The 18,906-nt window shown below is 65.2% G+C and carries 20 protein-coding genes; 8 read left to right on the top strand and 12 right to left on the bottom strand.

Going from position 1 to position 18,906, the window contains the following annotated elements:
- Positions 1 to 42 precede the first annotated feature (42 nt).
- Positions 43 to 255, bottom strand: a complete 213-nt coding sequence (locus BMI91_RS09950) for a hypothetical protein (protein WP_078549035.1) — start codon at positions 253 to 255, stop codon at positions 43 to 45.
- A gap of 115 nt (positions 256 to 370) precedes the next feature.
- Between BMI91_RS09950 and BMI91_RS20145 the strand changes: the two genes are divergently transcribed.
- Positions 371 to 508: an entericidin A/B family lipoprotein gene (locus BMI91_RS20145; RefSeq protein WP_109171601.1), complete on the top strand. Its 138-nt coding sequence runs from the start codon at positions 371 to 373 to the stop codon at positions 506 to 508.
- Between the two features lie 90 nt (positions 509 to 598).
- On the opposite strand, the gene BMI91_RS09955 is transcribed toward BMI91_RS20145, so the two are convergent.
- Both BMI91_RS09955 and lepA read right to left on the bottom strand, forming a co-directional pair.
- Complete coding sequence (locus BMI91_RS09955; protein WP_078604839.1) at positions 599 to 1,078, bottom strand: pyridoxamine 5'-phosphate oxidase family protein; 480 nt, start codon at positions 1,076 to 1,078, stop codon at positions 599 to 601.
- Between the two features lie 140 nt (positions 1,079 to 1,218).
- Complete coding sequence (gene lepA / locus BMI91_RS09960) at positions 1,219 to 3,018, bottom strand: translation elongation factor 4 (RefSeq protein ID WP_078522493.1); 1,800 nt, start codon at positions 3,016 to 3,018, stop codon at positions 1,219 to 1,221.
- 119 nt (positions 3,019 to 3,137) lie between these two features.
- On the opposite strand from lepA, the gene BMI91_RS09965 reads away from it, so the two are divergent.
- Together BMI91_RS09965 and BMI91_RS09970 are read left to right on the top strand one after the other, a co-directional pair.
- Positions 3,138 to 3,329, top strand: a complete 192-nt coding sequence (locus tag BMI91_RS09965; protein WP_075773932.1) for a heavy-metal-associated domain-containing protein — start codon at positions 3,138 to 3,140, stop codon at positions 3,327 to 3,329.
- Between the two features lie 204 nt (positions 3,330 to 3,533).
- Positions 3,534 to 3,842, top strand: a complete 309-nt coding sequence (locus BMI91_RS09970) for a hypothetical protein (protein WP_078522492.1) — start codon at positions 3,534 to 3,536, stop codon at positions 3,840 to 3,842.
- A 23-nt stretch (positions 3,843 to 3,865) separates the two neighbouring features.
- Here BMI91_RS09970 and BMI91_RS09975 read toward each other — a convergent pair whose 3' ends face one another.
- Positions 3,866 to 4,336: a low molecular weight protein-tyrosine-phosphatase gene (locus tag BMI91_RS09975; RefSeq protein ID WP_078542237.1), complete on the bottom strand. Its 471-nt coding sequence runs from the start codon at positions 4,334 to 4,336 to the stop codon at positions 3,866 to 3,868.
- A 29-nt stretch (positions 4,337 to 4,365) separates the two neighbouring features.
- Here BMI91_RS09975 and BMI91_RS09980 point away from each other — a divergent pair, with 29 nt between their 5' ends.
- The gene (locus tag BMI91_RS09980) at positions 4,366 to 5,061 is read left to right on the top strand and encodes an NAD-dependent deacylase (protein ID WP_078604840.1); all 696 of its coding nucleotides are present in this window, start codon (positions 4,366 to 4,368) and stop codon (positions 5,059 to 5,061) included.
- 37 nt (positions 5,062 to 5,098) lie between these two features.
- On the opposite strand, the gene BMI91_RS09985 is transcribed toward BMI91_RS09980, so the two are convergent.
- From BMI91_RS09985 to BMI91_RS09995, 3 genes are read right to left on the bottom strand one after another with little or no spacing between them, the layout of a single operon-like run.
- Positions 5,099 to 6,469 carry a glutamate--cysteine ligase gene (locus BMI91_RS09985; protein WP_078604841.1) on the bottom strand — a complete coding sequence of 457 codons (1,371 nt, stop codon included), beginning with the start codon at positions 6,467 to 6,469 and terminating at the stop codon, positions 5,099 to 5,101.
- 51 nt (positions 6,470 to 6,520) lie between these two features.
- On the bottom strand, positions 6,521 to 7,075 hold the full coding sequence (locus BMI91_RS09990; RefSeq protein ID WP_078569802.1) for a hypothetical protein: 555 nt from the start codon (positions 7,073 to 7,075) through the stop codon (positions 6,521 to 6,523).
- Positions 7,072 to 7,797, bottom strand: a complete 726-nt coding sequence (locus BMI91_RS09995; protein WP_078604842.1) for a 16S rRNA (uracil(1498)-N(3))-methyltransferase — start codon at positions 7,795 to 7,797, stop codon at positions 7,072 to 7,074. The genes BMI91_RS09990 and BMI91_RS09995 overlap by 4 nt, the downstream gene beginning before the upstream one ends.
- A 12-nt stretch (positions 7,798 to 7,809) precedes the next feature.
- On the opposite strand from BMI91_RS09995, the gene ubiA reads away from it, so the two are divergent.
- The 4 genes from ubiA to BMI91_RS10015 all read left to right on the top strand — a co-directional run bounded on the left by ubiA (position 7,810) and on the right by BMI91_RS10015 (position 12,972).
- A complete protein-coding gene (gene ubiA, locus BMI91_RS10000; RefSeq protein ID WP_078604843.1) occupies positions 7,810 to 8,814 on the top strand; it encodes a 4-hydroxybenzoate octaprenyltransferase in 1,005 nt (334 codons plus the stop codon).
- A gap of 78 nt (positions 8,815 to 8,892) precedes the next feature.
- Complete coding sequence (locus BMI91_RS10005) at positions 8,893 to 10,962, top strand: OmpA family protein (RefSeq protein ID WP_078604844.1); 2,070 nt, start codon at positions 8,893 to 8,895, stop codon at positions 10,960 to 10,962.
- An 11-nt stretch (positions 10,963 to 10,973) separates the two neighbouring features.
- Entirely contained in the window at positions 10,974 to 11,300 is a 327-nt protein-coding gene (locus tag BMI91_RS10010) for a hypothetical protein (protein WP_078522484.1), read from the top strand.
- Positions 11,301 to 11,496: 196 nt separating this feature from the next.
- Positions 11,497 to 12,972 carry an ArnT family glycosyltransferase gene (locus tag BMI91_RS10015; protein ID WP_078604845.1) on the top strand — a complete coding sequence of 492 codons (1,476 nt, stop codon included), beginning with the start codon at positions 11,497 to 11,499 and terminating at the stop codon, positions 12,970 to 12,972.
- Here the strand turns inward: BMI91_RS10015 and BMI91_RS10020 are convergent.
- From BMI91_RS10020 to BMI91_RS10040, 5 genes are read right to left on the bottom strand one after another with little or no spacing between them, the layout of a single operon-like run.
- A complete protein-coding gene (locus tag BMI91_RS10020) occupies positions 12,960 to 13,172 on the bottom strand; it encodes a formate dehydrogenase subunit delta (protein ID WP_078604846.1) in 213 nt (70 codons plus the stop codon). The two genes, BMI91_RS10015 and BMI91_RS10020, sit on opposite strands and share 13 nt — an antisense overlap.
- On the bottom strand, positions 13,169 to 13,939 hold the full coding sequence (gene fdhD / locus BMI91_RS10025; RefSeq protein WP_078604847.1) for a formate dehydrogenase accessory sulfurtransferase FdhD: 771 nt from the start codon (positions 13,937 to 13,939) through the stop codon (positions 13,169 to 13,171). Before fdhD ends, BMI91_RS10020 begins: the two co-directional genes overlap by 4 nt.
- Complete coding sequence (gene fdhF, locus BMI91_RS10030) at positions 13,936 to 16,821, bottom strand: formate dehydrogenase subunit alpha (RefSeq protein WP_078604848.1); 2,886 nt, start codon at positions 16,819 to 16,821, stop codon at positions 13,936 to 13,938. The genes fdhD and fdhF overlap by 4 nt, the downstream gene beginning before the upstream one ends.
- Positions 16,818 to 18,341: a formate dehydrogenase beta subunit gene (locus tag BMI91_RS10035; protein WP_078604849.1), complete on the bottom strand. Its 1,524-nt coding sequence runs from the start codon at positions 18,339 to 18,341 to the stop codon at positions 16,818 to 16,820. The genes fdhF and BMI91_RS10035 overlap by 4 nt, the downstream gene beginning before the upstream one ends.
- A complete protein-coding gene (locus BMI91_RS10040; protein WP_078604850.1) occupies positions 18,338 to 18,790 on the bottom strand; it encodes a formate dehydrogenase subunit gamma in 453 nt (150 codons plus the stop codon). Before BMI91_RS10040 ends, BMI91_RS10035 begins: the two co-directional genes overlap by 4 nt.
- Between the last annotated feature and the right edge of the window lie 116 nt (positions 18,791 to 18,906).

The following is an 18,906-nucleotide window of genomic DNA, read 5'->3' on the forward strand; positions in this document are numbered from 1 at the left end:
GCGAGGGACAAAGCAGGGGCCGCAAGACCGTTCTGACAGGGATCATGCCTGGCGGGGCGGCCAGAACGGGTCATTCCTTTTTATGCGCCGCTCGGTCCAGAGACCTGCGGGAATTCCTAAGACAATCCCGACGATCACGGCGAACGCGAATTCCTGCCATCCGACAAAGCCGAAAGTCAGAGCTGCGATCACCACGACCCCGGTCACGACGAGGGCCGAGAGGGCGGCGAGGAATAAGCGCAGAGGCTTCTTCATTCGGGCTCTCCCTTATGTGTTCGAGGGCAAAACGCCGCTCCTTGCCTCCAGTTCCACGGAACCGTAAATTTTTTCGTACGTTGGCCGGTGATGGCTTAATAGGAGAGCGTAAGAGATGACGAAATCGGTTCAAATGGCGGCAATGACCGTAATCCTTCTGGGCCTCGCGGCTTGCAACACCGTGCAAGGCGCAGGTCAGGATCTGTCCGTTGCAGGCAGCACGATCGCGGGCGAAGCGCGTCAGGCGCGCTAAATTCCAAGCCTGACAGCCAAGCGAAAAGTCAAAGGCCCCGGAGATTTCCGGGGCCTTTTTCTTGCCTCTAATGTGCGGAACGCGCCCGGCTCAGTAATTTACATGAGCGACACGGTCCTTCATCGACTCGCCCGGGTCCGACGAGAGCAGGATCTTCGCGCCCGCGACCAACGCGTTGCCGCTGTCCCAGATTTCGGCCTGATCCGGATCGAAGCGCAGCAGCACCAGTTTGGGGTCGTCCTTGCCCTCATACCAGGCGCCGATGAAGGGGTTCCAAAGCCGCTCCACGGTCTCGGGATCGGTATGTTCGGTCAGACGCCCCGTGACGGTCGCGAAAACCTTGTGGCCCTTGTCCGAGAAGGTGAACATCGCCCCTGCTCCGGGGGCCAGCCCGTCCATCAATTCCGTGTCGCGCGCGGTGAAGAACCACACAGGACCGGGCTTTTCCTCGACGATCGCGGTCATCGGGCGCGGCGCTGCCGTCTCGACGCCCGCGCGCGCCAGCATCACGGTGCGATCCGAGTCGAGCGCGTCCCAGAAATCTTTTTCGATCTTGGCTTGGTCGGTCATCTCGTTTCCTCCTGAAATAGGTCTGGGAGGAGAACGTGAGGGTGCCGCCCCATGTTCCTCAGAAAGGCCGTGACTGACCTGCCCGAAATGAAAAGGCCCGGCGCAATCACCGGGCCTCTATTCGTCGAATTCGAAGAGGATCACTCGTCCATCTTCAGCGCCGCGATAAACGCGCTTTGCGGGATTTCGACCTTCCCGAACTGGCGCATCTTCTTTTTACCGGCCTTCTGCTTTTCCAGCAGCTTCTTCTTCCGGCTCGCGTCGCCGCCGTAGCATTTCGCGGTCACGTCCTTGCGCATCGCCGACAGCGTCTCGCGCGCGATCACGCGGCCACCGATGGCGGCCTGGATCGGGATCTTGAACATGTGACGCGGGATCAGGTCTTTCAGCTTCTCGCACATCGCGCGGCCTCGGGCTTCGGCGCGGTCGCGGTGAACCATGATCGAGAGCGCGTCGACCGGCTCGTCATTGACCAGGATCGACATCTTCACGAGGTAGTCCTCGCGATATTCGGTGATCTGGTAGTCGAAGCTGGCATAGCCCTTGGTGACCGATTTCAGGCGGTCATAGAAGTCGAACACGACCTCGGCGAGCGGCAGGTCATAGACCACCATCGCGCGGCCACCGACATAGGTCAGGTCCTGCTGGATGCCGCGGCGGTCCTGACAGAGCTTGAGCACATCGCCCAGATATTCGTCCGGCACGAGGATCGTCGCCTTGATGCGCGGTTCCTCGATATGGTCGACATAGGTCAGGTCGGGCATGTCGGCGGGGTTGTGAAGCTCGATCACCTCCCCGTCCTTCATGTGGATCTTGAACACAACCGAGGGCGCGGTGGTGATCAGGTCCAGATCGTATTCCCGCTCCAGACGGTCGCGCACCACTTCGAGGTGCAACAGCCCGAGGAAGCCGCAGCGGAAGCCGAAGCCGAGCGCCGCCGAGGTTTCCATCTCCGCCGAGAAGCTCGCATCGTTCAGCTGCAGTTTCTCGATCGCGTCGCGCAGCGCCTCGAAATCGTTCGCATCGACCGGGAAGAGACCGCAGAACACCACCGGGATCGAAGGCTTGAAGCCCGGCAGCGCCTTGGCGCAGGGCTTCTTCTCATGGGTGATCGTGTCGCCGACCTTGGTGTCGCGCACCTGCTTGATCGAGGCGGTGAAAACGCCGATTTCGCCGGGGCCCAGCTCGTCGATATTGACCATTGCGGGTTTCAGAACGGCGAGACGGTCGAGCTTGTAGGTCGCCCCCGTCTTCATCATCTTGATCTGGTCGCCCTTCTTGATCACGCCATCCATGACACGGATCAGAACGACGACGCCCAGATAGGGGTCATACCACGAATCCACCAGCATCGCTTTCAGCGGCGCGTCACGGTCGCCCTGCGGCGCTGGCAGACGCTGCACGATGGCTTCCAGAACGTCCGGGATGCCCAGACCGGTCTTCGCGGAAATCTCGACGGCGTCCGAGGCGTCGATCCCGATCACGTCCTCGATCTGCTCCTTCACGCGCTCGGGCTCTGCCGCGGGCAGGTCGATCTTGTTCAGAACCGGGACGATCTCGTGATCCGCGTCGATCGCCTGATAGACGTTGGCGAGCGTCTGCGCCTCGACGCCTTGCGAGGCATCGACGACCAGCAGCGAGCCTTCGACCGCCTGCATCGAGCGCGAGACTTCATAGGCGAAGTCGACGTGGCCGGGGGTGTCGATCAGGTTCAGCACATAGGTTTTGCCGTCCTTGGCGGGATAATCGATCCGCACCGAGTTGGCCTTGATCGTGATGCCGCGCTCACGCTCGATATCCATCGCGTCGAGGAGCTGGTCCTTCATATCGCGTTCGGCCACGGTACCGGTCAGCTGAATCAGCCGGTCGGCGAGCGTGGATTTACCGTGGTCGATATGCGCCACGATGGAGAAATTGCGGATGCGATCAAGATCAGTCATGGGCGCGCGTATACAGGGGAAAAAGCGGGCCGGGAAGAGGGATTGAACGCCATCTGCCATTGACCTCGGCCCGGTCGCGTCCGACATATCCCTGAGACACGAAACACGGGAGACGCAAGATGATCTATTCCGTTCCGAACATGACCTGCGGGCACTGCAAAGCCTCGGTCGAGGCTGCGATCGAAGAGGTCGGCGGCAAGGCCGATGTCTATCTGGAAGATCGCGAGGTCGAAGTGGAAGGGCTGCCCGAATCCACCGTGATCAGCGCTCTGAAAGGCGCAGGCTATGAGGCCACCCCGGTCGAAGAGTGATCTGGAGGGCGAACGCCATCCCAGATGTAGTGGGCCCGTTTGCGCGCAACGCGACGGATAGAAAACGGGTTCCCTCCCCTGCCCCGAACCGGCGGAATCCTGCCTGTTTTATTGCCCGCTTTTTGAATTTGAGTTAGAATCGCGGACAAATGAGCAGGCAGGATCGGCAAACACATGCCGGCCGCAACGACAAAGGGGCAGTAGATGATTTTCAAGACCACACTCGGACTCTGTGCATTCTCGGGCGCCATGGCGCTTGCTTCGATGGCTTCGGCCGGGCCGATCGACAACGCGTGTCAGAAAGCGGGCCGCGCCAGCAATCCCGGCACCTGCGGCTGCATCCAGCAAGTCGCGGACATGACGCTGAGCCATCGCGACCAGCGCCGCGCCGCAAGCTTCTTCCACGATCCCGACCGCGCGCAGGAAGTGCGCATGTCCGACCGCCAGTCGGATTCGGACTTCTGGGACCGCTACAAGAATTTCGCCGCGACGGCGGAAGGCTTCTGCAAGTAAGCGCTTGATCGGCGGCGCGCGGTCTACTGCCCGCGCCGCTTTTCTTCTTCGTCGGCCAGCAGGTCGGCGATCAGTTGATCCGCGCCCGCCTCGATCAGATCGAGGGCTCCGTCGAAATTGCGGGTGAAATAGGGATCGGGCACATCGCGCGGCCCCTCCGGCCCGTCGATGAACATCTGCACCTGAGCGCGCATCTCGCGCGGCGCCCCGTCAAGCGCATCGCGCAGGTTATTCTCATCCATCGCGAGGATCACATCGAACCCGTCGTAATCGGCGGGCTGGATCTGCCGTGCGCGCAGGCTGCGCATGTCGTAGCCGCGCGCTTCCGCCGCCGCGATCATCGGATCGTAGGGCGGCTCTCCGAGATGCCAGGTGCCGGTGCCTGCACTGTCGAACTCGATATCGAGCCCGGCTGCAGCGGCCTTGTGACGGGTCACCGCTTCGGCGGCGGGCGAGCGGCAGATATTGCCAAGGCAGAGAAAGAGGATACGCATAGGGTGAAGTGATAACGGAGGGCGCAGCGATGGCCAAGGTCGTGATTCTGACGGGCGCGGGAATTTCTGCCGAAAGCGGCATCCGCACGTTTCGCGCAAGCGACGGCCTGTGGGAAGAACACCGCATCATGGACGTGGCAACGCCCGAGGGCTTCGCGCGCGACCCCGCGCTGGTGCATCGCTTCTACAACGCGCGCCGGGCAGCAGCGCGGACGGCCCAGCCGAACCCGGCCCATATCGCGCTGGCCGAACTGGAGGCCGACCCGGGCCACGAGGTTCTGGTAGTGACGCAGAATGTCGATGATCTGCACGAGCGCGCCGGCTCTCAGAACGTGATCCACATGCACGGCTCGCTCTTCGGCGCGCTGTGTCACGCGTGCGACCATCGCTGGCCCGCGCCCGAGTCGATGCAGCCGCAAGACACCTGCCCCGAGTGCGGGCGCAAAGCCACGCGACCCGACATCGTGTGGTTCAACGAGATGCCCTATCAGATGGATCGGATCATCCGTGAGCTGGAAGCCGCGGACCTCTTCGTTTCGATCGGCACCAGCGGCAATGTCTACCCGGCGGCAGGCTTCGTGCAGGACGCCGCGATGTGCGGGGTGGAGACGCTGGAACTGAACCTCGACCGCTCGGCAGGCAGCGAGATGTTCGACACATCGCGCCAGGGCCCGGCGAGCGTGCTGGTCCCTCAATGGGTGCGCGAGCGGCTGGGGTCGCGGTGAGAGGAACGGCGGGGCGGCAGACCGCCCTGCCCTCTGCTCAGTAGCTGTATTCGTCGTAGATCTTGCTCAGATCGCCATTCCACTCGCCGTGATACTTCTCGAGAAGCTCGTCGGCAGGCACCCGGCCTGTCTCGACGCTCTCTTCCAGCGCATTGAGGAAATGGGTCTCGTCGGGGATCATCCCGCCCGCGCCGGGCTTCGCCCGCGCCGCCAGACCGGATTTCGCGATCGCCACCGTCTCGCGTGCGAGGTCATGCAGCTTCACACCATTGAACTCGCCCTGCAGCGCATCGACCGCCGCCGCGCGGCGCAGACCTTCGCGGGTCTCGTGATCGAAGCCTTTCACCAGATCCCATGCCGCATCCAGCGCTGTCTGGTCGTAAAGCAGACCGACCCAGAGCGCGGGCAGCGCACACAGACGCCGCCACGGCCCGCCATCGGCACCGCGCATCTCGATGAATTTCTTCGCGCGCGCTTCGGGGAAGACGGTGGTCAGGTGATCGGCCCAGTCGCTCAGCGTCGGCTTCTCGCCGGGCAGCGCGGGCAGCTCGCCCTTCAGGAAGTCGCGGAAGGACTGGCCCAGCGCGTCGATATATTTCCCGTCGCGATAGACGAAATACATCGGCACATCGAGGACGTAGTTCGCGTAAGCCTCGTAGCCTGCGCCTTCGTCGAACATGAAGGGCAGCATGCCGGTGCGCGCATCGTCGAGGTTCTGCCAGATATGGCTGCGCCACGATTTCATGCCGTTGGGCTTGCCATCGAGGAAAGGCGAATTGGCGAATAGCGCCGTCGCCACCGGCTGCAGCGCCAGCGCCACGCGCATCTTCTGCACCATGTCGGCTTCCGAACCGAAGTCGAGATTCACCTGCACGGTGCAGGTGCGATACATCATCTGCGTGCCCAGCTCGCCGACGCGACCCATGTAATCGGTCATCAGCCGGTAACGCCCCTTGGGCATCATGTGCATCTGGTCCTGCGTCCAGATCGGGGCCGCGCCCAGACCGATGAACTTCACACCGATATCGTCGGCGACCGACTGCACTTCGCGCAGATGCTCGTTCACCTCGTCGCAGGTCTGGTGGATCGTCTCGAGCGGCGCGCCCGACAGTTCCAACTGACCGCCCGGCTCGAGGCTCACATTCGCGCCGTTCAGTTCCAGCCCGATGATCTTGCCCTGCTCTTCCACCGGCTTCCAGCCAAAGCGGTCGCGCAGACCTTCCAACATCGCCTTGATCGACCGCGGGCCGTCATAGGGCAGCGGCAATTGCTTGTCCGCGCAATAGCCGAATTTTTCATGCTCGGTGCCGATGCGCCAGTCGTCGCGCGGCTTCTCACCTTCGGCCAGATATTCGGCCAGTTGCTCGAAGCGCTCGATCGGGCCACCGCCCTGCTGCGGAATGGACATGTCTTTTCTCGCGTCGCTTTATGGAGCGCCACAGGTGGCGCGGGGGTTGGCTCAAGTCAAGCGTGAAACCTGTTTGCGGGTCCAGAGGCTCTGTGCGGCAGTCTTTTGGTCAAGCGCGCTGGAAATCTTCCCCATATCGATCCCCGGCAGGCTCGCGAAAGCGTCGTAGAGCGCATCCGCCCCCGCCGCGTCGAGCGGGATCAACAGCGCCTCGCCCGAGAGGCTGCGCAGCCGCCAATATTGCTGGCCCTGCAGCGTCAGCAGTCGGATTTCCGCCAGTTCGCGCAGCGGCAATTCGCCGCCCATCCCGAGGGCCGAGACATTGCTGCCCGGCCCTGCAATGGCGCGCGCCCGGCTGGCCGCGAAATAGGAGATACGGCCCTCGTCGATCTCGACCAGACCCGGCGCATTTGTTTCACGCGCGAAGCGCAACCGCCGCCAGCCGATCAGCGCCCAGCCAAGCCCGAGCGCCACCGCGACCAGTCCCAGCGGCATAAGGATCAATCCGCCGAGCCAGATCAACCACGCACCGAACGCTACCACGACGCCCGCCGCGATCACCTCGCCCCAGCGTTTGAAACCTTCTGCGACCTCGGGACGGATCACCGCCAGTCTCCCAGCGCCGATTGCCACAATGTGATTGCTGCGCAGACTGCCGTATCGGCGCGCAGGATGCGCGGACCAAGGCTGACCGGAGTGACGAAATCGCGAGCACGGAGCATCTCGCGCTCGGTGTCCGAGAACCCGCCTTCGGGTCCGATCAGGATCGCCCAAGGGCCGGGTTCGAGACCTGCGAGCGTCTCAGCGGGACCGACCAAAGCCTCGTCGGCCCAGAGGATGCGACGGCTCGGATCCCAGCCATCCAGCAGCTTCTTTAGCCCCTGCAAATCCTCGACCGGGGGCACATAGGTGCCCAGACATTGCTCCGCCGCTTCCTTGGCATGGGCCTGCAAGCGGTCCTGCCGGATGCGCGCGGAATTGGTGAACTCGGTCTGCACCGGCAACACCTTGGCGCAGCCCAGCTCGGTCGCCTTTTCGACGATGAAATCGGTGCGCTCTTTCTTGATCGGCGCGAAGATCAGCCAGAGATCGGGCGGCGCGAGCTGCGGCGCGGCCTGCTCGATACAGGCCAGAATGCCGCGCTTCTTGTGGGCCTCGACGACCTCCGCCGTCCACTCGCCATCGCGCCCGTTGAACAGCGCGACACGGGCGCCCACGGCCAGACGCATCACCGCAAAGAGGTAATGCGCTTCGTCCTGAGTCAGAGGCACGGCTTGCCCCGCGCCCAGCGGGTGCTCTACACAGAGCCTGATCTTGGCACGTTCCATGAGGCGGACTGTATGAGCGGAAAAACCGAAACGCCAGAGGCGGCAAACGCGAGCACGGGCGAGACCCCGAACGACGCGAACGGCACGGTCGCGGATGCCTATCGCGGCAACTGGGTCGACCGGCTGGCCCCGGCATGGACGCGGCCCTACCTGCGGCTGAGCCGCGCCGACCGCCCGATCGGGACATGGCTGCTGTTGCTGCCCTGCTACTGGTCGATCGCGCTGGCAGCATCCTCGACGGGCGGCTTCATCTGGTGGGACCTGTGGCTTGCCATCGGCGCTTCCATCGGGGCTTTCCTGATGCGCGGCGCGGGCTGCACATGGAACGACATCACCGACCGCGACATCGACGCAGGCGTGGCGCGCACCCGCTCGCGGCCGATCCCCTCGGGGCAGGTCACGACGAAACAGGCGCTGGCCTGGGCGGTGATCCAGTCGCTGATCTCCTTCGCGATCCTGCTGACCTTCAACGTGCCCGCAATCATCCTCGGGATCGTGTCGCTCGGTCCGGTCGCGATCTATCCCTTCGCCAAGCGCTTCACCTGGTGGCCTCAGATTTTCCTCGGCATCGCCTTCAACTGGGGCGCGCTGCTTTTGTGGGTCGCGCATACCGGCAGCCTCAGCTGGCCGCCCGTCGTACTCTATTTCGCGGGCATGGCCTGGACGCTGTTCTACGACACGATCTATGCGCATCAGGACAAGGAAGACGATGCGCTCATCGGGGTGAAATCCACCGCGCGGCTCTTTGGGGACGATAGCGCGAAATGGCTCGGCGGCTTCCTGATGACTTCTGTTGCGCTGATGACCATCGCGGTGATGGGTGCGCTGCTGCCCGGCGCGCCGCCGCTGCGCCTCGCGATCTCGCTGCTCGCGCCCTGGGCGATGGGGTGGCACATGCTCTGGCAGATGCGCCAGCTCGATATCGACGAGCCGGACACCTGCCTGAAACTGTTCCGCGCGAACCGCGACACGGGCCTCATCGCTGCGCTGTTTCTCGCCGTTGGCGCAATCGTGTAACGGCGTTTCGATTGATCCCCGCGCCCCTGCGCCTTAAGGAAACGGGATAAAGATTCCCCGGGGGAGGGCCTGAGACCGATGCGCAGCCGCGCCACCTTGTTGACGATCGCCGCCTTTGTCCTCGCACTCGTCGTGTCCGCAGTCATTGCGGGCGGCGCTGCGACCGTTGTCGAGAAATCCACGAAACAAGAAGTACGCGTCGCGATGGAGGCGCAAGGCTACGGCTGGATGCGGATCCATACCGACGGACTGCAAGTCCTCCTTTCCGGAACCGCCCCGACCGAGGCCGAACGCTTTCGCGCGGTCTCCGAGGTCGACAAATACGTCGACAGCTCGCGGGTCGTCGACAATACCGACACGCAGATCACCAAGCCGATCACTCCCCCCGCCTTCTCGCTGGAAATGCTGCGCAACGAGAACGGCATCTCGCTGATCGGGCTGGTGCCCTCTTCGGTCGACCGCGATGCGATCGTCGAGAAACTCTCGAAAGTCGCGGGCGAGGATGGCGTTACCGACATGCTGGAGAGCGCCGATTACCCGGTGCCCGGCGGCTGGGACCAGGCGATGCAGTTCGCGATGACCACGATCGAGACGCTGCCGCGCTCGAAAGTGTCCGTCACCGCCGGCAAGGTCTCGGTTCAGGCGATCACCGACAGCCCCTCCGAGAAAGGCCGGGTGGAGACGTCGCTCGCACGCCGCCGCCCGACCGATCTCAAGCTCAGCTTCGACATCTCCGCGCCGCGCCCCGTGATCACCCCCTTCACCCTGCGCTTCCTCATCGACGAGGAGGAAGGCCCGCATTTCGACGCCTGCTCCGCCGATAACGAGCGCGCACGCGACCGCATCCTGACCGCCGCCCGCGCGACAGGCGCGAAAGGCACGCTGACCTGCACCATCGGCATGGGCACCCCGTCGCCTGATTGGTCCAAGGCCGCGCAGATGGCGATCAAGGCGGTCGGCGATCTCGGCGCGGGTTCGGTGACCTTCTCCGATGCCGATATCGCACTCGATGCCCCCTCGACCGTCGATCAGCAGAAGTTCGACGATGTCGTAGGCGAGTTGGAATCGAACCTGCCCGGAGTGTTCTCGCTCAAGGCCAAGCGCGAACCGGCCCCCGATGCGAAAGCCGCCGAGGCCAGCTTCACCGCGACCCGCGACGGCGACGGCCATGTCGAGCTCAAGGGCCGCGTGACCGACGCGCGCGAACGTCAGACCATCGAAAGCTACGCCCGCGCCAAGCTCGGCCATGACAATGTCCACGGCGCGACCCGCGTCGACAAGGAGCTTCCCGCCGGTTGGCCGGTGCGCACGCTGGCCGCGCTCGACGCGCTGTCGGTGCTCCATGACGGCAAGGTCACGGTCACCCGCGACGGCATCTCGGTCAACGGCATCTCGGGCGATCCGCAGGCCTCCGACACGATCTCGCGCATCCTGACGAGCCAGCTCGGCGAAGACGCGCAGATCGACCTGAGCGTGAAATACGACAAGCGCCTCGATGAGCAGCTGGCCCTGCCGACCGGCAAGGAATGCGTCGCGCGCCTCAATGAGACGCTGCAGAAGAAGAAGGTCGATTTCGATCCGGGCTCGGCGCAGGTCGCCTCGGAAAGCCTGGACGCGCTCGACGCTTTGGCGAAATCGATGAAGAACTGCACGGACTTCAAGATGGAAGTCGCCGGCTACACCGACAATCAGGGCCGCGAGGAAATGAACCTGCAGCTCTCGCAGCAGCGTGCGCAGGCGGTGATCCGCGGGCTCCTGGACCGTGGCGTGCTGATCGGAAATCTCGAAGCGAAAGGCTACGGCGAAGCGCAGCCGATCGCCTCGAACGACACCGAGGCAGGCCGCGAGAAGAACCGTCGGATCGAATTCGTCCTGCTGGATGAGGCACCGGTGGGCGACGATGCACTGCCCGATGCTACCGCAGATGCGACAGGCGCCGCAGAAGACGGCGAGCCGCATTGGAACGGCGCAGTGACCGACGACGGCGCGCCCGCCACCGAAGACGGCGCGCAAAGCGAAAACGGCGATGGGGACACCGCCGCTGAACCGGGGGAAAACACCCCGCAAGAAGAAGAAATTCCGGTCGAGACGCCCGGCGATGAAACGCCGCGCCCGCAATCCCGGCCGGAGGACCTGTCGAAGGGCTGAAGGGACGTCAAATGAACAGAACCGAATTCATCATCGCCACAGCGATCATCCTTTTCGTGGCTTTCGCTCTCGGCTGGTTCGCGAGCTGGTTGATCCACCGCCTCACCCGCGTGAGCCAGGCCGATATGGGCGAACTGGAGCAGATGGCGCAGGCGTTGCATGAAGCCGAGGAGACCCGCGATCAGGCGCTCGTCTATGTCGAGCAGCGCGAGGCGGAACTGGCCAATCAGCTCAGCCAGACCGAGGCGGAACTGCGCGCGGCGATGGATGGTCTGCGCGACGCCCGCCACGAGGCCGAGGAGCTGCGCGCCTATATCGAGCGCTCGAAAGAGGCCTGAGCCGTCGCAGCCCCGCGCTCACCGAGGGCGCGGCATCGTGGCCACGCCCGGCGAAACTCGGACATCTCGCGCTTTGGCCCGCCTGTCGAAAGTGGTATCGCCCTCTCTGTCCGCCATGCGCGGCAGCCCCGCCAGCCAATAGGTGCGCCATGCTCCAGACCCTTCCCGTGATGCGCGTCCCCACAGGCACGCCCGCATGAGCGCCGACCCGATGCCCCGCGCTGCGGGCCGCGCCATACCCGATGCGATCTGGCCCCTGAGCATCGTCGCCTATTTCGTCTTCCAAACCTTCTACCGCACCGCCTTGGGCGGCGCGCTCGGGCTCGACGATGCGCAGATGATCTTCGATGCGCGCAGCTTCGCGTGGGGCTACGGCCCGCAACTGCCGCTCTTCGCATGGCTGCAACATCTGGTCTTCATGGTGACCGGGCCGACGATGTTCGGCCTCGCGCTTTTGAAAAATACCCTGCTCTGCGGCACGGTCCTGACCTGCTACGGGCTGATGCGCACGCGGCTCGATCCGCGCCGGGCATGGGTCGCGACGCTGGGCCTCGTGCTGCTGCCGCAAATCGCTTGGGAAAGCCAGCGCGCCCTGACACATTCCGTCCTCGCGACCTTCTCGGCGGCGCTGTGCTTTGCCACGATCTGGTGGATCGCGCGCCGCCCCAGCCTTGCGGGCTTCGTGACGCTCGGGCTGGTGCTGGGCATGGGGCTGCTGTCGAAATACAACTTCGTTCTGCTGCCGATTTCGACGACTCTCGCGCTGATCGGCTTTCCGGAGCTCCGCGCGTCCTTCCGCGACCGTCGCCTGTTCCTGTCCCTGCTGATCGCCGCCGCGATTGCGCTGCCGCCCTATGTCTGGATCCTGAACCACCCCGAGATCGCCTTCGCCTCGGCAAAGAAATTCGACGCCGCCGAAGACGTCTCACTGGGCGCGCGGCTTGTCGGTCCGGTTCTCGCAACCGGCCAAGGCATCTTGAATTTCCTCGCCTTGCCGCTGCTGGTCGGCGGGCTGCTCTACTGGCGCTACCGGGAGAGCAAACCCGACGCCCCGCAACCGCTCTTGCGGCTGATGCTGCGCGTGATGGTGATCGGCCTCGTGCTGCTGCTGCTCGGTGCGCTCGCGGTCGGAGCGGGGCAGATCAAGGATCGCTGGCTGCAACCGCTGCTGTTCCTCGCGGGCCCCGCGCTTGGCCTTTGGCTCCTGCCCCGGCTCAGTGCGACCGGGCTGCGGCGGCTGCAGCAGGTCTATGCAGTGCTGCTCGTGCTGGTGACGATCGCGCTGCCGATCCATTTCTTCCAGGGCAAGAGCCGCAATGCCGCCCCCTTCGAGACGCTGGTGCCGCAGCTGGTGGCCGCCGTTGGCGCGGATGCGACCCTGATCGCGCCGCAATGGGAAGGCGCGAATATCCTCTATCGCGCGCCCCGGATGACGGTTCTGAATGCCAGCTCGGACTTTACGAAACCTCTGCCCGACGGCCCGGCCTTCGTGATCTGGGACGGCACGAATGCGGCAACCGGCGCGGGCCTTCTGCGCGCGACTTACCCGGATCATCCCGACTGGACCACCGGAGAGGTGCAGCAGCTCGCGGCCCCCTACCCCTTCGCGGACGGGAAAAACTTCACCCTCTCCTTCGCGCCGGTCGTGAAGCCCGGCGATCAGCCCCGCTGAGGGGCGCGGATCTCCGGCAAGGCCGCTTTCACCAGCGGGTGCAGGTCCAGCTTGTCAGCCGCCGCGAGGAACGTGTCGCGCATCGTGGGCGCCCAGTTGGCATTGATGTGATCGGCGACGGCATGCGACTGATCGCCGGGCTGGCTCTCGAAGAACTGTGCGATCTGATTGGCCATCCCGGCGAGTTTCTCAGGCTTCATGCGGTGGCCTCCTGCGGCGCGGTGTAAAGCGCGAGGCCCCGGCCTGCGCGCGCGATAACGGTAAGGCCCGCGTCCCGTGCCTCGCTCACCGCAAGCACGGTCGGGGCGGAGGGTCCGACGATCACCGGGATACGTAGCGTCACGACCTTCTGGATCAGATCGACCGAGAGCCGCGAGGTCATCACGAGCGCGCCGCTCGCCGGGTCTATCCCGCCCCGGATCAGCGCCCCGATCAGCTTGTCGAGCGCGTTGTGCCGCCCGACATCCTCGCGCGTCAGCACGATCCCCTTGCCCGGCTGCCAGAAGCTCGACGCATGGGCGGCGCGGGTCTCGTCCTGCAGCGGCTGGTGGTCGCGCAGGGTCTCGAGCGCCTCCGTGGCCTGCTCCGGCGTCATGGTGAAACGCGGCGGTGCGACCGGCGGAAGCTTGCGCCGCGCCTCTTCCAACTGCTCGATCCCGCAGAGCCCGCAGCCCACCGGGCCCATAGTGGCGCGGCGGCGTTCGGCAAAGCGCGCGCCCGCAGGCGCTGCCAGCCAGTTGCGCGCTTCGATCCCGGCCTCGGTCACCTCGAGCTCTTGCCGGGTGATCTCGGACGCGTCCGCGATCAGCCCTTCGGAGAGCGCGAAGCCTAGAGCGAAATCCTCCAGATCGGCGGGGCTTGCCATCATCACCGCCTGCGTCACCCCGTCGAAAGACAGCGCCACCGGCACTTCCTCGGCGAGCCGCTGCACCGCGCCGCTGGGCATGTCCCAATCGGTTGCCGTCATTCAGCCGCCTCGACGCGGCGGGTCAGCTTGGTCTGCGCCGTGTAAAGCTCCTGCCAGTCCGAGGGTCCGTTCGACAGCCCCACCTGCACCGCCGTCACCTTGTATTCCGGGCAGTTCGTCGCCCAGTCGGAATTGTCGGTGGTGACCACGTTGGCCTGCGTGTCGGGGTGGTGGAAGGTCGTGTAAACGACGCCGGGCGAGACCCGATCCGTGATCGTCGCACGCAAGGACGTCTCGCCCGCACGGCTCGCCAGACGCACCCAATCGCCGTCGCGAATACCGCGCGTCTCCGCGTCATGGGGGTGGATTTCGAGCCGGTCCTCGGCGTGCCAGACAGAGTTCTCGGTCCGTCGCGTCTGCGCACCCACGTTATATTGCGACAGGATGCGCCCGGTCGTCAGCAGCAGCGGGAAACGCGGCCCGGTGCGTTCCTCGGTCGCGACATAGGCGGTGCGGATGAAACGCCCCGCGCCACGCACGAAGCCATCCTCATGCATCACCGGCGAGCCTTGCGGATGCGCATCGTTGCAGGGCCACTGCACCGAGCCCATCTGGTCAATCAGATCGTAGGTGACGCCCGCGAAGGCCGGGGTCGTACGCGCGATCTCGTCCATGATCTCGGAGGGGTGGGTGTAGCTCCACCCCGCGCCCAGCGCGTTGGCCAGCGCCTGCGTCGCCTCCCAATCGGCCAGCCCCGCTTTCGGCGCCATGACCTTGCGCACCGGATTGATGCGGCGCTCGGCATTGGTGAAGGTCCCGTCCTTCTCGAGGAAGGTCGAGCCCGGCAGGAAGACATGGGCGTAGCGCGCGGTCTCGTTCAGGAACAGGTCATGCACGATCACACACTCCATCGCCGCCAGACCAGCGGCCACGTGATGGGTATCGGGATCGGATTGCAGGATGTCTTCGCCCTGAATGTAGATCGCCTTGAAATCCCCCGCGACGGCCGCGTCGAGCATGTTCGGAATGCGCAGCCCCGGCTCGGGGTCGAGCGTGACGCCCCATTCCACCTCGAACCCGTGGCGCGCGGTATCGTCCGACACATGGCGGTAGCCCGGCAATTCATGCGGGAACGAGCCCATATCGCAGGAGCCCTGCACGTTGTTCTGCCCGCGCAGCGGGTTCACGCCCACACCGGGCCGCCCGATATTGCCGGTCATCATCGCGAGGTTGGCAATCGCAATCACGGTGGTCGAGCCCTGGCTATGCTCGGTCACGCCCAGCCCGTAATAGATCGCCCCGTTGGGCGCGGCGGCATAGGTGCGCGCGGCTTGGCGCAGCGCCTCGGCCGGCACGCCGGTCAGCTCTTCGACGGCTTCCGGCGAATGGGCCGGATCGGCGGCGAATTCGGCATAATCCGACCACTCGTCCCAATCGCAGCGCTCGCGGATGAAGGCCTCGTCGAACAGCCCTTCCGTCACGATCACATGGGCCATCGCGGTCAGCACCGCGACATTGGTGCCCGGACGCAGCGGCAGGTGATGCCCCTCGCCCATATGAGGGGTCTCCAGCAGGTCGATCCGGCGCGGGTCGACCACGATCAGCTTCGCCCCCTGCCGCAGCCGCTTGCGCAGCCGCGAGCCGAAGACCGGGTGCCCGTCGGTCGGGTTCGCCCCGATCACGACGGCGCAATCCACCTGCTCCACAGAGTCGAAATCCTGCGTGCCAGCCGAGGTCCCAAAAGTCTGCTTCAGCCCGTAGCCGGTCGGCGAATGGCAGACGCGGGCACAGGTGTCGGTGTTGTTCGTCCCCATCACCGCGCGGGCGAGTTTCTGCACGAGGAAGGTTTCCTCGTTCGTGCAGCGCGAGGAGGTGATGACGCCGACGGAATCCTTGCCGTGTTTGGCCTGCGCACGCTTGATGCCGTTCGCGGCAAACTCCAGCGCCTCTTCCCACGACACTTCGCGCCACGCATCGGTGATGCTGTCGCGGATCATCGGGTTCAGGATGCGGTCGCCGTGGTTTGCATAGCCCCAGGCGAAGCGGCCCTTCACGCAGCTATGGCCGCGGTTCGCCTTGCCCTCTTTCCACGGCACCATGCGCACCAGTTGATCGCCGCGCATCTGCGCCTCGAAAGAGCAGCCCACGCCGCAATAGGCGCAGGTCGTGACCACCGAATGCTCCGGCACGCCGATCTCGTCGACGGTCTTCTCCTGCAGGGTCGCGGTCGGGCAGGCCTGCACGCAGGCACCGCAGCTGACGCAATCCGAGTTCAGGAAATCCTCCGTCCCGGTCGAGATGCGGGCGTCGAAGCCGCGCCCGTCCACGGTCAGCGCGAAGGTGCCCTGCACCTCTTCGCAGGCGCGCACGCAGCGCATGCATACGATGCATTTCGAGGGATCATAGAAGAAATACGGATTGGAATCGTCGCGCGGGATATAGAGCGGATTGGCCCCCTCCGCCGCGCGCGTCTCGACATGGTTCTCGCCCGGCGCATAGCGCACGTCGCGCAGGCCCACGGCCCCCGCCATGTCCTGCAATTCGCAATCGCCATTGGCCGCGCAGGTCAGACAGTCCAACGGGTGATCGGAGATATAGAGCTCCATCACCCCGCGCCGCAGCCGCGTCAGCTGATCGGTCTGGGTCTTCACGACCATGCCTTCGCGCACGGGGGTCGTGCAGGACGCAGGCGTGCCGCGCATCCCTTCGATCTCGACCACACAGAGGCGGCACGAGCCGTAAGCATCCAGCATATCGGTCGCACACAGCTTCGGCACGGTGATCCCGGCCTCGGCGGCGGCGCGCATCACGGAGGTGCCCTCGGGCACGCTCACATCCATGCCGTCGATCACCAGCGTCACAGGCGGGCCCGATTTTTCAGGCGTGCCCATATCGGAGAGTTTCGGCCCGTGCACTCCGTCGGGGATGATGAAATCCTTCATTCCGCAGCCTCCTGTGAGAGCGAGAATTCTTGCGGGAAGAGCCGGATCGCCGAGCGCACCGGGTAAGGCGTGAAGCCCCCCATCGCGCAGAGCGAGCCCTTCTCCATCACTTCGCATAGCTCGTGCAGCAACTCGATCGCCGCCGGATCGCCCGCCGCCACGCGGTCGAGCGTCTCGATGCCGCGCACCGCGCCGATCCGACAGGGCGTGCATTTCCCGCAGCTCTCGATGGCGCAGAACTCCATCGCGTAGCGGGCGAGCGCGAGCATGTCGGCGCTGTCGTCATGCACCACGAAACCGGCATGGCCCACGAGCCCGCCCTGATCGGCAAAGGCTTCGTAGCAGACCGGCAGATCGAAATCGTCCGGCCCGTGATAGGCGCCCAGCGGTCCGCCGACCTGCACCGCCTTGAACGGACGGCCCGAAGCCGTGCCGCCGCCGATCTCATTGACCAGCGTGCCGAGGCTCATCCCGAAGCCGGTCTCGAACAGCCCGCCATGTTTGACATTGCCTGCGATCTGGATCGGGATCGTCCCGCGCGAGCGACCCAGCCCGAACTCGGCATAGGCTGCGCCACCGTGGACCAGAATCCACGGCACGGCGGCCAGCGAAAGCACGTTGTTCACCACGGTCGGCTTGCCGAACGCCCCTTCGAGCGCGGGCAACGGCGGCTTGGCGCGGACCATGCCGCGCTTGCCTTCGAGCGAATTCAGGAGCGAGGTCTCCTCGCCGCAGATATAGGCACCCGCGCCGACGCGGACTTCGAGATCGAAGGCCGGTCCCTGCCCCATCAGACTGTCGCCGATGATCCCGGCTGCGCGCGCCGCCTTGATCGCCGCGTTCAGCGTGCGGATCGCGTGCGGATATTCCGAGCGCACATAGATGAAGCCCTTGGTCGCGCCGACTGCGAGCCCGGCAATCGCCATGCCCTCGATCAGGCAGTAGGGATCGCCCTCCATCAACATCCGGTCGGCGAAGGAGCCGCTATCGCCCTCATCCGCGTTGCACACGATGTATTTCTGCGGCGCCTCGGCCCCGGCGACGGTCTTCCACTTGATACCCGTCGGGAAGCCCGCGCCGCCACGACCACGCAGACCCGAGGTGGTGACCTCTTCGATGGTCTGCGCACCGCCCAGTTCCAGCGCGCGTTTGAGACCCTGCCAGCCCTCATCCGCCTCGTAATCGGCCAGCGAGAGCGGATCGGTGCGCCCGCAGCGCGCGAAGGTCAGACGGGTCTGTTTTGCGAAGAAGGGGATTTCCTCGATGGGGCCGAGCGCCTTCGGGTGATCGCCACCTTCGAACAGCGCAGGCACGTCCTCGGGCTCCATCGGGCCGAAGCCGTGGCGCACACCGTCGCGCTCGATCTCGACCAGCGGCTCCAGCCAGATCATTCCGCGCGTGCCGTTGCGGACGATCTCGACCTCTTCGCCACGCAGTCCCGCCGCCGACGCGAGAGCGGCGGCGACCTCATCGGCCCCACAGGCTACGGCGGCGGCATCGCAGGGAACCCAGATCTTCATGCCGAGACCTCCGCAACCAGAGCCTCGATCCGCTCGGGCGTCGCCCGCCCGACCAGTTGATCGCCCACCATCGCGGCGGGCGCGCAGGCACACAGCCCGAGGCAATAGACCGCCTCGAGGGTCACATCGCCCTTCGTTTCTCCGACTTTCATGCCCAGCGCACGCTCCAGCCGCGCGATCATCTCGGTCCCGCCCATCGACTGGCAGGCCTCGGCGCGGCACAGCTTGACCACATGCTTGCCCGCGGGCGCGTCGCGGAAGTCGTGATAGAAGGAGACGACGCCCGCCACCTCGGCCCGGCTCAGTCGCAGCGCATCGGCGATCGGCTGGTAGCAATCGGCGGGCACGCAGCCGTAAGCGGCCTGCACATCATGAAGAATGGGCAGCAGCGCACCTTCGCGCCCCGCATGATCCGCCAGAATCGCGGCGAGCCTGTCGTCTTCGGTCATATCCATCCTCCCGGCCCCGATGATGGGGCGAGCATGCCCCGGCCAGCAAGTCACGACTGGTTCAATCGCGAACAGGCGCGGACAGGAACCGTCATCGCCGTGCTTGCGCGGGCAGG

Origin of the sequence: Thioclava sediminum (assembly GCF_002020355.1) — a bacterium.
GTDB lineage: Bacteria > Pseudomonadota > Alphaproteobacteria > Rhodobacterales > Rhodobacteraceae > Thioclava > Thioclava sediminum.

What these genes read in the sequence shown, in the direction of transcription:
- BMI91_RS09950 (WP_078549035.1), bottom strand. Translation starts at nt 255, where the DNA reads ATGAAGAAGCCTCTGCGCTTATTCCTCGCCGCCCTCTCGGCCCTCGTC.
- BMI91_RS20145 (WP_109171601.1), top strand. Translation starts at nt 371, where the DNA reads ATGACGAAATCGGTTCAAATGGCGGCAATGACCGTAATCCTTCTGGGC.
- BMI91_RS09955 (WP_078604839.1), bottom strand. Translation starts at nt 1,078, where the DNA reads ATGACCGACCAAGCCAAGATCGAAAAAGATTTCTGGGACGCGCTCGAC.
- lepA (WP_078522493.1), bottom strand. Translation starts at nt 3,018, where the DNA reads ATGACTGATCTTGATCGCATCCGCAATTTCTCCATCGTGGCGCATATC.
- BMI91_RS09965 (WP_075773932.1), top strand. Translation starts at nt 3,138, where the DNA reads ATGATCTATTCCGTTCCGAACATGACCTGCGGGCACTGCAAAGCCTCG.
- BMI91_RS09970 (WP_078522492.1), top strand. Translation starts at nt 3,534, where the DNA reads ATGATTTTCAAGACCACACTCGGACTCTGTGCATTCTCGGGCGCCATG.
- BMI91_RS09975 (WP_078542237.1), bottom strand. Translation starts at nt 4,336, where the DNA reads ATGCGTATCCTCTTTCTCTGCCTTGGCAATATCTGCCGCTCGCCCGCC.
- BMI91_RS09980 (WP_078604840.1), top strand. Translation starts at nt 4,366, where the DNA reads ATGGCCAAGGTCGTGATTCTGACGGGCGCGGGAATTTCTGCCGAAAGC.
- BMI91_RS09985 (WP_078604841.1), bottom strand. Translation starts at nt 6,469, where the DNA reads ATGTCCATTCCGCAGCAGGGCGGTGGCCCGATCGAGCGCTTCGAGCAA.
- BMI91_RS09995 (WP_078604842.1), bottom strand. Translation starts at nt 7,797, where the DNA reads ATGGAACGTGCCAAGATCAGGCTCTGTGTAGAGCACCCGCTGGGCGCG.
- ubiA (WP_078604843.1), top strand. Translation starts at nt 7,810, where the DNA reads ATGAGCGGAAAAACCGAAACGCCAGAGGCGGCAAACGCGAGCACGGGC.
- BMI91_RS10005 (WP_078604844.1), top strand. Translation starts at nt 8,893, where the DNA reads ATGCGCAGCCGCGCCACCTTGTTGACGATCGCCGCCTTTGTCCTCGCA.
- BMI91_RS10010 (WP_078522484.1), top strand. Translation starts at nt 10,974, where the DNA reads ATGAACAGAACCGAATTCATCATCGCCACAGCGATCATCCTTTTCGTG.
- BMI91_RS10015 (WP_078604845.1), top strand. Translation starts at nt 11,497, where the DNA reads ATGAGCGCCGACCCGATGCCCCGCGCTGCGGGCCGCGCCATACCCGAT.
- BMI91_RS10020 (WP_078604846.1), bottom strand. Translation starts at nt 13,172, where the DNA reads ATGAAGCCTGAGAAACTCGCCGGGATGGCCAATCAGATCGCACAGTTC.
- fdhD (WP_078604847.1), bottom strand. Translation starts at nt 13,939, where the DNA reads ATGACGGCAACCGATTGGGACATGCCCAGCGGCGCGGTGCAGCGGCTC.
- fdhF (WP_078604848.1), bottom strand. Translation starts at nt 16,821, where the DNA reads ATGAAGGATTTCATCATCCCCGACGGAGTGCACGGGCCGAAACTCTCC.
- BMI91_RS10035 (WP_078604849.1), bottom strand. Translation starts at nt 18,341, where the DNA reads ATGAAGATCTGGGTTCCCTGCGATGCCGCCGCCGTAGCCTGTGGGGCC.
- BMI91_RS10040 (WP_078604850.1), bottom strand. Translation starts at nt 18,790, where the DNA reads ATGACCGAAGACGACAGGCTCGCCGCGATTCTGGCGGATCATGCGGGG.